9 protein-coding genes are annotated in these 12,978 nt (G+C 67.1%); 5 read left to right on the top strand and 4 right to left on the bottom strand.

Annotated elements, in window-relative coordinates; translation table 11 throughout:
• The first annotated feature begins 92 nt into the window (after positions 1-92).
• The 3 genes from ACIA8C_RS16765 to ACIA8C_RS16755 all read left to right on the top strand — a co-directional run bounded on the left by ACIA8C_RS16765 (position 93) and on the right by ACIA8C_RS16755 (position 4,729).
• The gene (locus ACIA8C_RS16765) at positions 93-1,307 is read left to right on the top strand and encodes an acetyl-CoA C-acetyltransferase (RefSeq protein ID WP_150400710.1); all 1,215 of its coding nucleotides are present in this window, start codon (positions 93-95) and stop codon (positions 1,305-1,307) included.
• 57 nt (positions 1,308-1,364) lie between these two features.
• Positions 1,365-3,500: a 3-hydroxyacyl-CoA dehydrogenase NAD-binding domain-containing protein gene (locus tag ACIA8C_RS16760; protein ID WP_397135701.1), complete on the top strand. Its 2,136-nt coding sequence runs from the start codon at positions 1,365-1,367 to the stop codon at positions 3,498-3,500.
• Between the two features lie 122 nt (positions 3,501-3,622).
• A complete protein-coding gene (locus ACIA8C_RS16755; protein WP_397135405.1) occupies positions 3,623-4,729 on the top strand; it encodes an esterase-like activity of phytase family protein in 1,107 nt (368 codons plus the stop codon).
• Positions 4,730-4,761: 32 nt separating this feature from the next.
• Here the strand turns inward: ACIA8C_RS16755 and ACIA8C_RS16750 are convergent, their stop codons facing one another.
• Complete coding sequence (locus ACIA8C_RS16750) at positions 4,762-5,151, bottom strand: MarR family transcriptional regulator (protein WP_397135403.1); 390 nt, start codon at positions 5,149-5,151, stop codon at positions 4,762-4,764.
• 434 nt (positions 5,152-5,585) lie between these two features.
• Between ACIA8C_RS16750 and ACIA8C_RS16745 the strand changes: the two genes are divergently transcribed.
• On the top strand, positions 5,586-9,152 hold the full coding sequence (locus tag ACIA8C_RS16745; RefSeq protein ID WP_397135401.1) for a protein kinase: 3,567 nt from the start codon (positions 5,586-5,588) through the stop codon (positions 9,150-9,152).
• Between the two features lie 20 nt (positions 9,153-9,172).
• On the opposite strand, the gene ACIA8C_RS16740 is transcribed toward ACIA8C_RS16745, so the two are convergent.
• Positions 9,173-10,489 (bottom strand): class I SAM-dependent methyltransferase, encoded by a 1,317-nt coding sequence (locus ACIA8C_RS16740; RefSeq protein WP_397135399.1) that lies wholly within the window; start codon positions 10,487-10,489, stop codon positions 9,173-9,175.
• Entirely contained in the window at positions 10,486-11,925 is a 1,440-nt protein-coding gene (locus ACIA8C_RS16735) for an FAD-binding oxidoreductase (protein ID WP_397135699.1), read from the bottom strand. The genes ACIA8C_RS16740 and ACIA8C_RS16735 overlap by 4 nt, the downstream gene beginning before the upstream one ends.
• A gap of 207 nt (positions 11,926-12,132) precedes the next feature.
• Between ACIA8C_RS16735 and ACIA8C_RS16730 the strand changes: the two genes are divergently transcribed.
• A complete protein-coding gene (locus tag ACIA8C_RS16730; RefSeq protein ID WP_397135397.1) occupies positions 12,133-12,570 on the top strand; it encodes an SRPBCC family protein in 438 nt (145 codons plus the stop codon).
• Positions 12,571-12,622: 52 nt separating this feature from the next.
• Here ACIA8C_RS16730 and ACIA8C_RS16725 read toward each other — a convergent pair whose 3' ends face one another.
• Positions 12,623-12,973 (bottom strand): VOC family protein, encoded by a 351-nt coding sequence (locus ACIA8C_RS16725; RefSeq protein ID WP_397135395.1) that lies wholly within the window; start codon positions 12,971-12,973, stop codon positions 12,623-12,625.
• Positions 12,974-12,978 lie beyond the last annotated feature (5 nt).

Raw genomic sequence — 12,978 nt, 5'->3', positions numbered from 1 at the left:
CGCGGCTACCCCGCATCGCGCGGAGTAGCGGCACAGAGCGCTCGGACGGACGACGTCCGGCCGCCGCACCTTTAAGGAAGGAACACTCCGATATGACCACAGAGGCCTACATTTACGAGGCCATCCGCACTCCGCGCGGCCGCGGCAAGAAGAACGGCTCGCTGCATTCGGTCAAGCCGATCGACTTGACTGTTGGTCTGATCCAGGAGCTGCGCGGCCGTTTCCCGAACCTCGACGAAGACCGGATCTCGGATCTGATCCTCGGTGTCGTCAGCCCCGTCGGTGACCAGGGTATGGACATCGCCCGCACCGCGGTGACCGTGGCGGGCCTGCCCGACACCGTCGGCGGCTTCCAGCTCAACCGGTTCTGTGCTTCCGGCCTCGAGGCCGTCAACCTGGCCGCGCAGAAGGTGCGCTCCGGCTTCGACGACCTGGTGCTGGCCGGTGGCGTCGAGTCCATGTCCCGCGTGGCGATGGGCTCCGACGGCGGCGCGTGGGCACTCGACCCCGCCACCAACTACGACACCTACTTTGTGCCGCAGGGTGTTTCGGCCGACCTGATCGCCACCATCGAGGGCTTCAGCCGCGATGACGTCGACGCATACGCGGTGCGCTCGCAGGAGCTGGCCGCCAAGGCCACCACCGGCGGCTACTTCGCCAAGTCGGTCGTCCCGGTCAAGGACCAGAACGGCATCGTCGTGCTGGACAAGGACGAGCACATGCGTCCCGGCACCACCGCCGAGGACCTGGCCAAGCTCAACCCGTCCTTCGCCGTGATCGGTGAGATGGGTGGCTTCGACGCGGTCGCGCTGCAGAAGTTCTACTTCGTCGAGAAGATCAACCACGTGCACCACGGTGGCAACAGCTCGGGCATCGTCGACGGTGCCGCGCTGGTGCTCGTCGGCACCGAAGAGGCGGGCAAGGCGTCCGGCCTGACCCCCCGTGCGCGCGTCGTCGCGACCGCGACCAGCGGCGCCGACTCGACCATCATGCTGACCGGCCCCACCCCGGCCGCCAAGAAGGCGCTGGCCAAGGCGGGCCTGACGATCGAGGACATGGACCTGGTCGAGATCAACGAGGCGTTCGCCTCGGTGGTGCTGAAGTTCCAGAAGGACCTGAACGTCCCGGACGAGAAGCTGAACGTCAACGGTGGCGCGATCGCGATGGGCCACCCGCTGGGTGCCACCGGCGCGATGATCACCGGCACCATGGTCGACGAGCTGGAGCGCCGCAACGGCCGCTACGCGCTGATCACCCTGTGCATCGGCGGCGGCATGGGCGTTGCCACCATCATCGAGCGCGTCTAACCCCAACCGACAGCTGAGCAAGGGAGACACAGAGCTGTGACCAGCACCGAAACCAACATGATCGGTTGGGAGCAGGATTCGGACGGCATCGTCACGCTGACGATGGACGACCCGAACCAGGGCGCCAACACGATGAACGAGCTGTACAAGACGTCGATGACCGCGACCGTCGAGAAGCTCGAGGCCGAGAAGGACACCATCACCGGCGTGGTGATCACCTCCGCGAAGAAGACCTTCTTCGCAGGCGGCGACCTCAAGAACATGATGAAGGTCGGCCCGGAAGACGGCCAGGGCGTGATGGAAGAGCTCTTCACCATCAAGGACGCGCTGCGCCGCCTGGAGACCCTCGGCAAGCCGGTCGTCGCCGCCATCAACGGCGCAGCGCTCGGCGGTGGCCTCGAGATCACCCTCGCGACCCACTACCGGATCGCCGCCGACGTGCCGGGCGTGCAGCTCGGCCTGCCCGAGGTCAGCCTCGGCCTGCTGCCCGCCGGTGGTGGCGTCACCCGCACCGTGCGCATGCTCGGCCTGCAGAACGCCCTCATGCAGGTACTGTTGCAGGGCAACAAGTACCGCCCGGCCAAGGCCAAGGAAATCGGCCTGATCAACGAGGTCGTCGGCTCGGTCGAGGAACTGGTACCCGCCGCCAAGGCGTGGATCAAGGCCAACCCCGAGGGTGGCGTGCAGCCGTGGGACAAGAAGGGCTACAAGATCCCCGGTGGCACCCCGTCCACCCCGGCCTTCGCGGCGAACCTGCCCGCGTTCCCGGCCAACCTGCGTAAGCAGCTCAAGGGCACCAACATGCCTGCCCCGCGGGCGATCATGTCCGCCGCGGTCGAGGGCGCGCAGGTCGACATCGACAACGCCTCGCTCATCGAGTCGCGCTACTTCGTGCACCTGCTCACCGGTCCGGTCGCGAAGAACATGATCCAGGCGTTCTTCTTCGACCTGCAGTCGATCAACAACGGTGGCTCGCGGCCGAACGATGTGCCCAAGAAGGACATCAAGAAGATCGGCGTGCTCGGCGCGGGCATGATGGGCGCGGGCATCGCCTACGTCTCCGCCAAGGCTGGCTACGACGTGGTGCTGAAGGACGTCACCATCGAGGCGGCCGAGCGCGGCAAGAACTACTCCGAGAAGATCGAGGCCAAGGCCCTCTCGCGGGGCAAGACCACCGAGGAGAAGTCCAAGGCGCTGCTGGCCAAGATCACCCCGTCGGCCGACGCCAAGGATTTCGACGGCGTGGACTTCGTGATCGAGGCGGTCTTCGAGAACACCGAGCTCAAGCACAAGGTGTTCCAGGAGATCGAGGACATCGTCACCCCGGACGCGCTGCTCGGCTCGAACACCTCGACCCTGCCGATCACCGGTCTCGCGGCCGGCGTGAAGCGCCAGGAAGACTTCATCGGCATCCACTTCTTCTCGCCGGTCGACAAGATGCCGCTGGTGGAGATCATCAAGGGCGAGAAGACCTCGCCCGAGGCGCTGGCGCGGGTGTTCGACTACACCCTCGCGATCAAGAAGACCCCGATCGTCGTCAACGACAGCCGCGGCTTCTTCACCTCGCGGGTGATCGGCACCTTCGTCAACGAGGCCATCTCCATGCTCACCGAGGGCATCGAGCCCGCGACCATCGAGCAGGCCGGTCTGCAGGCGGGCTACCCGGCCGCGCCGCTGCAGCTGTCGGATGAGCTGAACCTCAAGCTCATGCAGAAGATCGCCAAGGAGACCCAGGAGGCCGCCGAGCACGGCGACACCACCATGGGCAAGAAGCGGCACCCGGCCCAGGACGTCATCGACTACCTGGTGTCCGAGGGTCGTCCGGGTCGGCTGGAGAAGGCCGGCTTCTACGAGTACGACGAAGACGGCAAGCGCACCGGCATCTGGCAGGGCCTGCGCGATCACTTCAAGACCACGGCGGACTTCACTGTCCCGCTGCAGGATCTGATCGACCGCATGCTGTTCATCGAGGCGATCGAGACCCAGAAGTGTTTCGACGAGGGTGTGCTGGAGACCACCGCCGACGCCAACATCGGCTCGATCTTCGGCATCGGCTACCCGGCCTGGACCGGTGGTGTGCACCAGTTCATCGTCGGTTACCCGGGCGGTCAGGCGGGCTTCGTGGCTCGCGCCGACGAGCTCGCCAAGACCTACGGTGAGCGGTTCGAGGTTCCGGCCTCGCTGCGCAAGTAGTCACCAACGGCAAAGCCCGCCGCCGCGATTCGCGGCGGCGGGCTTTCGCCGTTTTCGGGGTTATTCGGCGGATTCGGGTGTTGTTCACCTGTTGGTACCGCATGGTGGATAGCGTGATGCGCGTGAGACGTGGACACCCTCGACGTGGGCAAGCACTGTTGGTCGCGACCGTCGCGGTGGCGCTCGGCGTGGCGCCCGCCGCCGCGGCGCCGGACCCGGGCCAGGCGGTCCGGCTGCTCGGCGAGCAGGTGGTGCCCAACGACCTGGTCTTCCACGACACTGCCGTCGGCGGCCTGTCCGGGATCGACTTCGATTCCCGCACCGGCGATTACGTGCTGATCAGCGACGACCGCTCGGAGCGTGACCCGGCCCGGTTCTACACCGCGCGCATCCCGGTTGGCGAAAACGGCATCGGCCCGGTGACATTCACCGGTACGCGGCCGCTGCTGACGGCCGCAGGGGCCACCTACGGACCGAAGTCGTTGGACCCCGAGGAGATTCGGGTCGATCCGTGGACCGGCGACTACTACTGGACGCAGGAGGGTGAGCGCACCGACACCGTGCTCGCCGACCCATCGGTCCGCGTCACGCATCCCGACGGTACCTTCGCGGCCGAGCTGCCGATCCCGGACAACGAACGGATGCGGCCGAATTCGGGTCCGCGGCAGAATCTCGCGCTGGAGGGTGCGACGTTCACCGCCGGCGGTTCGCTGTTCGTGACGTCGGTGGAAGGCCCGCTGCTGCAGGACGGCCCGCTGGCGACGACAACGGCGGGCGCGACCTCGCGGCTCACCGTGCAGGCGCGGTCCGGCCAGCTGCTCGCCCAGTACGCGTACCCGGTGGAGCCGGTGTTCGCCGAGTCCCGTCCGCAGCCCGATCTCGGCATGAACGGGATCGCCTCGATTCTGGCCGCCGACCCGGTCGACCCGTCGAAAATCCTTGTCCTGGAACGTTCTTTCGTCTTCGGCGTCGGTAACAAGATCCGGATCTACGAGGCCGACCTCAGCGCCGCCACCAATGTGCTCGACGCTCCGCTCGGCAACGCCCGCCCGGTCACCAAGCGCCTGCTGGTCGACCTGGCCGATGTCGGCCTGCGCAACCTCGACAATGTCGAAGGCATGACCTGGGGCCCGCGCCTGCCCTCCGGTGAGCGCACCCTGATCCTGGTGAGCGACAACAACTTCGCCGACAACCAGATCACCCAGTTCATCGCGCTCGCCGTTCGCTAGGGTGTGTCTCCCCCACAGTGGTCGTTCCGGATCTATTCGGTGCGCAGGTCTTCGGTCGCGTCGCGGTACGCGTCGGCGGCGCGAATGAAGTAGTCGAACAGCACTTCTCGCTGTTCGGGGGTATAGCTGCCGATGATTTCACCGATCCGGTGCCGCGCCGGGGCCAGCATCTCGTCGAATTCCGCTGACGTGCCGACCAATTCGACGAGCACTTTGCGCCGGTCGCCGGGCACCGGCACTCGGCGCACGTAACCCGCGTCCGCCAGCCGATCGATCAGCCGCGTCGTTGGACCGGTGGTCAGTCCGCTGCGCGTGCCGAGTTCGCCCGGTGTCATCGGCCCGGTCAACTCCAGAATGTTCAGCGCGTAGAGGTCGGTGGCGCCGAGGTCGACGGCCCGCGCACTGGCCTGTCCGTGCAGCATGACCGCGCTGAGATAGCGCCGGTAAACCTATCGTCGAATCCCACCGCGCCCTGTTCGGCAGCTTTCTGAAGGACACCAAGATGGCCGACGACGTGGTCGGCATCCGCTGCTACGGCCCCGATACCGCGGTCGTCAACATGGGAAATTGCGTCCTTCCACAACGCCGAGCGGCAGAATGTAATGGAGCGAATCTCGTTCCTGATCGCGCCGGAAGCAACGCCTGCGGCGGAGCGCTGAGCGGGGAGAATTAGGGGGGAAGGTGGTGATGGAAAAGATCCTGTGCCGAAACTTCTCCCACCGGACGCCGTGCCCGCGCTACGTTGGAGTATGCGCAGACATATCGGACATCGCGCGGGGTTCCGGGTGATGTCCGACCGTCGGCGCGCTTATTGGTTGCCGGTGACGCCGATTCGATATGAGTTCGAGGTGGTCACGTGAATCCACGGACACAGGCGGGGGCGGTCGGCCCGGACTCGACTCCGGCCGACTCGGATACCCAGCGCCACCCGCTCATCGGGATAGCGGACGAGCTGGAGGCGCTGGGTCTGTCGGATGCGAAGGAGATCGGCCGGGGCGGCTTCGGCGTGGTCTATCGCTGTATCCAACGAGCCCTGGAGCGAGTGGTCGCGGTGAAGGTGCTCTCCTCGGAGATCGAGGTGGAGAGCCGCGAGCGCTTCCTGCGCGAGGAACAGGCCATGGGCCGGCTGTCCGGCCACCCGAATATCGTCGACATTCTGCAGGTGGACGTGACGTTGAGCGGCCTGCCGTTCATTGTCATGCCGTACTGCACCCGCGGCTCGCTCGAGCAGGTGATCCGCGATCAGGGGCCGCTCACCTGGGCCGACTCGCTGCGGGCCGGGGTGAAGCTCGCGGGCGCGATCGAGAGCGCACATCGCGCCCAGATCCTGCACCGCGACGTGAAACCGGCGAACGTCCTGCTCAGCGGCTACGGCGAGCCGCAGCTGACCGACTTCGGCATCGCCAGAATCCCCGGTGGCTTCCAGACCTCCAGCAGCCTGATCACCGGGTCGCCCGCGTTCACCGCGCCGGAAGTGCTCAAGGGCGACGACCCGACCACCCTCTCCGACGTCTACGGCCTCGGCGCGACGCTGTTCGCGCTGCTCACCGGGCACGCCGCCTTCGAACGGCAGGCGGGGGAGAAGGTGGTCGCGCAATTCCTGCGGATCACCACCCAGCCGGTGCCGGACCTGCGCGAGCACGACATTCCGCCGGACGTGGCCGAGGTGATCCAGCAGGCCATGTCCATCGACCCCGACGAACGCCCGCCCTCGGCCTACGACCTGGGGCAGTTGCTGCGCGCGGTGCAGCGCGACCACGATCAGATGCCCGACGAGATGGCGCTGCTGGAAACCATCGCCGCGCCCGAGCCGATGGCACATCCACCCGAATCGGCGGCGTCGACCAAGTCCAGGCCCGCGGTGACGGCCCGGCGCAGCTGGCCGTTGACGCTGCGTCCGGCGTTATCCCAGCCAACGGAGGCCGGCGGCGCGGCAACCACCTTGCCGCCGACCGCGGCAACCAAGTTCCGTCCGCCGACCCCGGCCCGCGACCCGGTCCCGCGCCCGCGGCTGCTGGACATCCTCCGCGCGGGCGGCCGGCGCAGGCTCGCCGTGATCCACGCGCCCGCCGGCTTCGGTAAGAGCACCGTGGCCGCCCAGTGGCGGACCGACCTGACCGACCGCGGCATCCCGGTCGCCTGGATCGGCATCGATCGCGACGACGACAACGAGATCTGGTTCCTCGCCCACCTCATCCAGGCCATCCGCCGGGTGCGCCCGGACGTGGGCGTTGGCTTGGATCAGGCGCTCGAGGAAAGGCCCGCCGACGCGGGTGCTTTCGTCATCTCCACGCTCATCGACGAAATCCATGCCAGCGCCAGTACGGTGGTGGTGGTCATCGACGACTGGCATCGAGTCGCCGACGCGGGCGCGCACCGGGCGATGGAAGCGTTGCTGGACAACGGATGTCACCATCTGCGCTTCGTGGTGACCAGCCGGGAGCAGTCCGGCCTGCCAACCAGTCGGTTGCGAGTGCACGATGAACTGGTCGAGATCGGTTCCAGCGCACTGCGTTTGACCATGGCGGAGACCAACGAGATCCTGGTGCGCCACCACGGGTTTCCGCTGAGCGATACCCAGGTGGAGCAGATCCACGCGGCCACCGATGGCTGGCCGGCCGCCATCCAACTGGTCAGCCTGTCCCTGCGCGGCAACGCCGACCCGGCGCGGCTGATCGCCACCCTGTCCGAGGGTAATCACGGCATCCGCGAGTACCTCGCCGAAAATGTCTTGGACACACTGGAACCCAAGATGCTCGACTTCCTGATGTCGATCTCGGTGACCGAGCGGGTGTGCGGTTCGCTGGCCGCGGCGCTGTCCGAGGACGCGGACGCCGAGCAATTGTTGGAACAGGCCGAGCAGCGCGAGCTGTTCCTGCGCCGGATCGTGCACGACCCGGAGTGGTTCCGGATGCAGCCGCTGTTCGCCGAGCATCTGCGGGCCCGGCTGGAACGCGCCCAGCCCGGCAGGCTGAAGTCGTTGCACCGCAAGGCGGCCCGCTGGTATGCCGAGCATCAGCTGCTGCGCAAGTCGGTCGATCACGCGCTCGCCGCCACCGACTTCAAGATGGCACTCGATCTGCTCGAGACCGGCGGCATGGACCTGATCGATCGTTCCCGGCTGGCCACGCTGCTCGGCTCGGTCTCCAAACTGCCGGTGCAGCAGGTGGCTTCGCGGTCCAAGCTGTTGATGGCGGTGGCCAGGGCCAATGTGAACCTGCAGCAGTCGGGCGCGGCACGAACGGCGCTCGGCAGGCTGTCCAATATCCTCGCGCGTGGTTCGTCCACCGATGCGGAGGTGGGCCAGCAGCGCTGCCAGGCCGCCGTGATCGGTGCCGCCGACCAGATCGCCCGCGACCATACCGACGGCGTGCTCGACCGGGTCGCGGACTGCCTGAAGAAGCCGGACGAGCTGCCCGCCTGGACCGTGTCGACCGCGGCGAACCTGACCTCGTTCGTGCGGCTGTGTGAGTTCGACTTCGACGGCGCCCGCGAGATCCAGGACTGGGCGGCGGAATACCATGCGCGGTCCAAGGATCCGCTCGGCGCGGTGTTCGGGTTGTGCGGGCGTGGCGCCGCCGCCTACGAGCAGCTCGACATCCCTACGGCGACAGCGTGTTTCCAGGAGGCATGGCAGGTCGCCAAGCAGCGGTCGGGTCCGCGCTCGCACTCGCTGCGGGTGGCCGCGGCGATGCTCGGCGAATTGAACTATCGCCGTGGTGATCTCGACGCCGCCGACCAGTTGCTCGACGAGAGCCATCAGCTGGTCGCCAGGGTCGGCCCGGTGGACTTCCTGATCTCGACGTTCGTCATCGGGGCCAGGGTCAAGGCGGTGCGCGGTGACTTGTTCACGGCCGCAACGCGCCTCGACGAGGGCGCGCGGATCGCGAACGACAACAGGCTGTTCCGCCTCGCCGCGCATATCCGCGCCGAACGGCTGCGCCTCGGCTTACCGCTGGACGACGCCGACGACCAATTCCCCGGCCCCGAATCATCCTCCGCGCCACTGCGTGCGGGCCATCGGATGACCGGTGCCGCCGTGCTCACCGCGGAGGCCGAGGAGGTCGCCGCGATCCGCTCCCTGCTGGCCAAGGGCAGGCTCGGCGCCGACGATCGCGCGGTCCGCCGAGCACGGGCCCTGCACGGCCGCATGCTCGACAAGGGCCGCCCCCGAGCGCAATTGGACGCCTCACTGCTGCTCGCCGAATGCCTCGCCGCCTCGGGCTGGGTCGGCGAGGCCACCGGTTTGCTGCTGCCCGCGGCCGCGACCTGCGCCGAACTGGGCTGGACCAGGCCACTGCTCGACGCGGGCCCCGGCGTGGTCTCCATCCTGCGCGTGCTGCGCGCCGAAATGCCCTCCGCCGCAGCACATACCGGAGACATAGAACTGCCCGCCCTATTCCTGGACGAACTGTTGGACTAGGACGGGCAGCGCCGCGAAAGTTACGGCTGCCACCAGGGGCGCAGCGGCACCGTCCAGTCGCCGTCCGCAGGCAGTTTCACGCCGAGCACCTGATGCAGCTGAACCACGTTGCGCTGGAAGCCGAGCCGGCAACCCGCCATGTACAGGCCCCACACCTTCGCGGTGCCCTCGCCGACCTCCGCGACGCACGCGTCCCAGTTCTCGACCAGGTTCTTGCACCATTCGTGCAGGGTCAGCGCGTAATGCTCGCGCAGGTTCTCCTCGTGCAGCACCTCGAGCCCGGTGTTCTGGATCTCGGAGATGATCCGGCCGGAGCCGATCAGTTCGCCATCCGGGAACACGTACCGGTCGATGAAGTCACCGGCCTTGGTGGTCCTGGTGTTGTCCGGGCGGGTGATGCTGTGATTGAGGAACAGGCCGCCGTCGCGCAGCTTGGTCTTCATGAAATCGAAGTAGTACGGATAGTTGTGCACACCGATGTGTTCGGTCAGCCCGATCGAGGACACCGCGTCGAACTCGCCCTCCGGGATGTCCCGGTAATCGGAGTGGCGCACCTCGGCGAGCTCGGCGAGGCCCTGCTCGGCGATCTTCTGCTGGGCCCACTCGGCCTGCTCGGCGGACAGCGTCGCGCCGATCACCTTGACGCCGCGCTTGGCCGCGTAGCGGACCATGCCGCCCCAGCCGCAACCGATGTCGAGCAGCCGGTCGCCTTCCTTCAGCCGCAGCTTCTCGAAGACGAGGCGGTACTTGTTCTCCTGCGCCTGTTCCAGCGTCCAGTCCTCGTCGCCGTAACACGCACAGGTGTAGGTCATCGACGGGCCGAGCACGTACTCGTAGAACTTGTTCGAGACGTCGTAGTGGTGGTGGATCGCCTCGGCGTCGCGAGTCTTGGAGTGCCGCAGGCCTTCCAGCGCGATCCGGCGCCAGCGCGGCAGCGTCTCCTGCGGCGGCGGCGCGATCGGCTTGAGCCGCTCCCAGCCGAGCGAGCGGGCGATGGTGACCAGCGCGAGCGCGGACGGACGGTGGAACTTCAGCCCGTCCATCGCCGCGAGGATGTCGTAGGGATCGCCGGGATGCACGCCGTCGGCGGTCATGTCGCCGGAAATGTAGGCGCGCGCCATGCCGAGATCGCCGGGCGCGGTCGCCAGATAGTTGATGCCGCGTGGCGTCTTGATGTCCAGCGCGTACTTCGAGTCTTCCGGACCGGTCGCGCTGCCGTCGTAGGCGGTCAGCCGGATCGGTGACTCGCCGTCGATCAGCGTCTCGAAGATCTCGGCAATGCTGAGTTTGGCTCCGAGGTCACCTAAGACGTCGGAACGGTCCTTGAATGTCGTCATTTGCGTTGCACCGCCTTCGAATACAAATCCAGCAGCCGCTGGTCCGGGTCGTAGCGTTTCTTCAATTCGGTATAAATGCTGCCGCCGTACAGCGCCGCGAACTCATCTTTGTCGTAGTAGGAATCGGAGTACAGCGACTTATGTCCGTCGAAGTCGGTCACGGTGCGCTCGATCGCACGGTTGGCCGCTCCTTCCTGCTGTCCGGGCACGGTGGGGACGGCGGACCAGAACCCGACGTTGACATACGTCCGGTTCGGTTCGAGGGGGTACAGCGGCCAGGTGCGTCCGGTCGTCGCGGGCGCGCCGGTTTCGCGCAGCCGCAGCGGGCACAGCCAGATCGGCTCGATCGGAATCTCGCGCAGGAACCATTCGACGAAGTCGGCGGTGCGGTCCACCGGCACCTCGATGTCCTGCACCACCCGCTCGCGCGGCGGATTGCCCTGGCGGGCCTCCAGCTTGTCGGCGATGTTGTATTTGTGATCGAGCGCGATCAGCTTCCAGTAGAAGCTGCTGCGGCGGTAGCGCTTCGGCCAGAACCGGCGGATCTTCGGGTTCTGCGTGCCGAACGCGCGCGAGCACCAGAACCAGTCGGTGTCCCAGCGCCACAGGTAATCGTGGATGGTCAGGCGGTCGCGCTTGGGCACCGCGTCATCATGCTGAATGGACCGATAGAAGATGTCCATGTCGGTGTAGTCGCTGACCGGGCCCGGCTCGTCGGTCTGGCGGCCGAGGGTCAGGTAGCTCTCGTCGGCGGTGAACACCACGCCGTCGAGGTAGTCGACCCGTTCGCCGTCGTAAGTCTTCTCGTCGACGATGGTCGCGAGGGTCCGCTCCAGCTCGCGCAGGTCGTGGAAGCGCAGGTGGCGCAGGGCCACGTACGGCTGCACGGTTTCCAGTTCGATCTTCAGCCGGACCGAATAGCCGAGGGTGCCGTAGGAATTGGGGAAGCCGCGGAACAGGTCGGCGTGCTCGTTGTCCGCGGTGGCGGTGATGATCTCGCCCGCCCCGGTCAGGATGTCCATCTCCAGCACCGACTCGTGCGGCAGGCCGTTGCGGAACGAGGTCGACTCGATGCCGAGGCCGGTCACCGCGCCGCCAAGCGTGATCGTCTTGAGCTGCGGAACCACGAACGGAGCGAGGCCGTACGGGAGGGTGGCGGCGACCAGATTCTCGTAGGTGGTCATGCCTGCGACGTCGGCGGTCTTGGTCACCGGATCCACCGTGATCACCTGGGCCAGTCCCGATACGTCGAGGCCGGGCGCGGGGTTTTTCGCCCTGGCCCGGAACAAGTTCGAGGTCTTCTTCGCCAGCCGCACATTCGCGTCCCTGGGAATCGCGCGATAACTCGCCAGGAGTCGATCTACCCCAGCTCGATGCGCGGCAAACCCGGATTCGTGTGCGGCCGGAGCGCGTCCGGCCTTCCCCAACAGACTCACTGCCACCCCTCGACGCTAGTACGCACCTGAGTGTGAGACCACCGCGAGGGCAGGGTCTCGGGAGAAATGTCACGCATATGTTGCGAACCGGAATACCGACCGGCTCGGAGAAGTTCGCCACACGACTCGACCGGCATGCGGTGTGGTGGCCGCTACAGGGCAGGATGGAGACCGGTCGACATACCGTACCCGGACAAGGAGCTCATTGTGGGACAGGTCAGCGCCAGTAGTTCGATCGCCGTTGCGGCGGACCCGCAGCGCACCCTCGAGGCCATCGCGGACTACGAGACGGTGCGGCCGCGCATTCTGTCGTCGCACTACCGCGACTACAAGGTCGTCGAGGGCGGCAAGGGCGCGGGCACCGTGGCCGAGTGGACGCTGCAGGCCACCGAGAAGCGCTCGCGCAACGTGCACGCGGTGGTGGCGGTGTCGGATTCGATTGTCACCGAGCGCGATTCCAACTCCACCATGGTCAACACCTGGACCGTGACGCCGGACGGTGCAGGCGCGCAGGTCACCCTGCGCACCACCTGGCAGGGCGCGGGCGGCGTGGCGGGCATCTTCGAAGGAATCTTCGCGCCGCTCGGCCTGAAGAAGATCCAGGCCGAGGTGCTCGGCAACCTGCAGCGCGAACTGAAGGTCTAACGCGAAGCGCAGCCCGGCCCCTCGTGCCGGGCTGCGTTGTCGAGCCGGGTGGCTACGCCGCGCCGATGTCGAAGAGGTTGCCCTCCGGGTCGGCCAGCGTTGTCCACTGCGCGCCGTACTCGTCGAAGTCGCCGATCCGCTTGGCGCCCAGGCTGACCGCGCGCTCGACGTACTGATGCCAGTCCTCGGCGTGGAAGTCGAGGTGGATCACGTTCTTGCCCGGGTTCTTGTCGGGCACCTGGATGAACATCAGCAGCGGCGACAGACCGGACGCGCTGCCGACGGTGGCGAATTGCGCGGACGCGCCCGCGTCGACCGGCTTGTCCAGCAGCTCCGACCAGAATCCGGCCAGGGCGGCGGCGTCGGCGCAGTCGACGGTGATGTGCGCGAGTGACAGTGTCATTGGGG

It is taken from the genome of Nocardia sp. NPDC051321 (assembly GCF_044455225.1).
Classification (GTDB): domain Bacteria; phylum Actinomycetota; class Actinomycetes; order Mycobacteriales; family Mycobacteriaceae; genus Nocardia.
Note: the sequence above shows the minus strand (reverse complement) of the source record. Positions and strands in the feature narration are given on the sequence as shown.

Excerpts from the sequence above, each read along its gene's own strand:
- ACIA8C_RS16765 (WP_150400710.1), top strand. The coding sequence starts at position 93 with ATGACCACAGAGGCCTACATTTACGAGGCCATCCGCACTCCGCGCGGC.
- ACIA8C_RS16725 (WP_397135395.1), bottom strand. The coding sequence starts at position 12,973 with ATGACACTGTCACTCGCGCACATCACCGTCGACTGCGCCGACGCCGCC.
- ACIA8C_RS16760 (WP_397135701.1), top strand. The coding sequence starts at position 1,365 with ATGATCGGTTGGGAGCAGGATTCGGACGGCATCGTCACGCTGACGATG.
- ACIA8C_RS16740 (WP_397135399.1), bottom strand. The coding sequence starts at position 10,489 with ATGACGACATTCAAGGACCGTTCCGACGTCTTAGGTGACCTCGGAGCC.
- ACIA8C_RS16750 (WP_397135403.1), bottom strand. The coding sequence starts at position 5,151 with ATGCTGCACGGACAGGCCAGTGCGCGGGCCGTCGACCTCGGCGCCACC.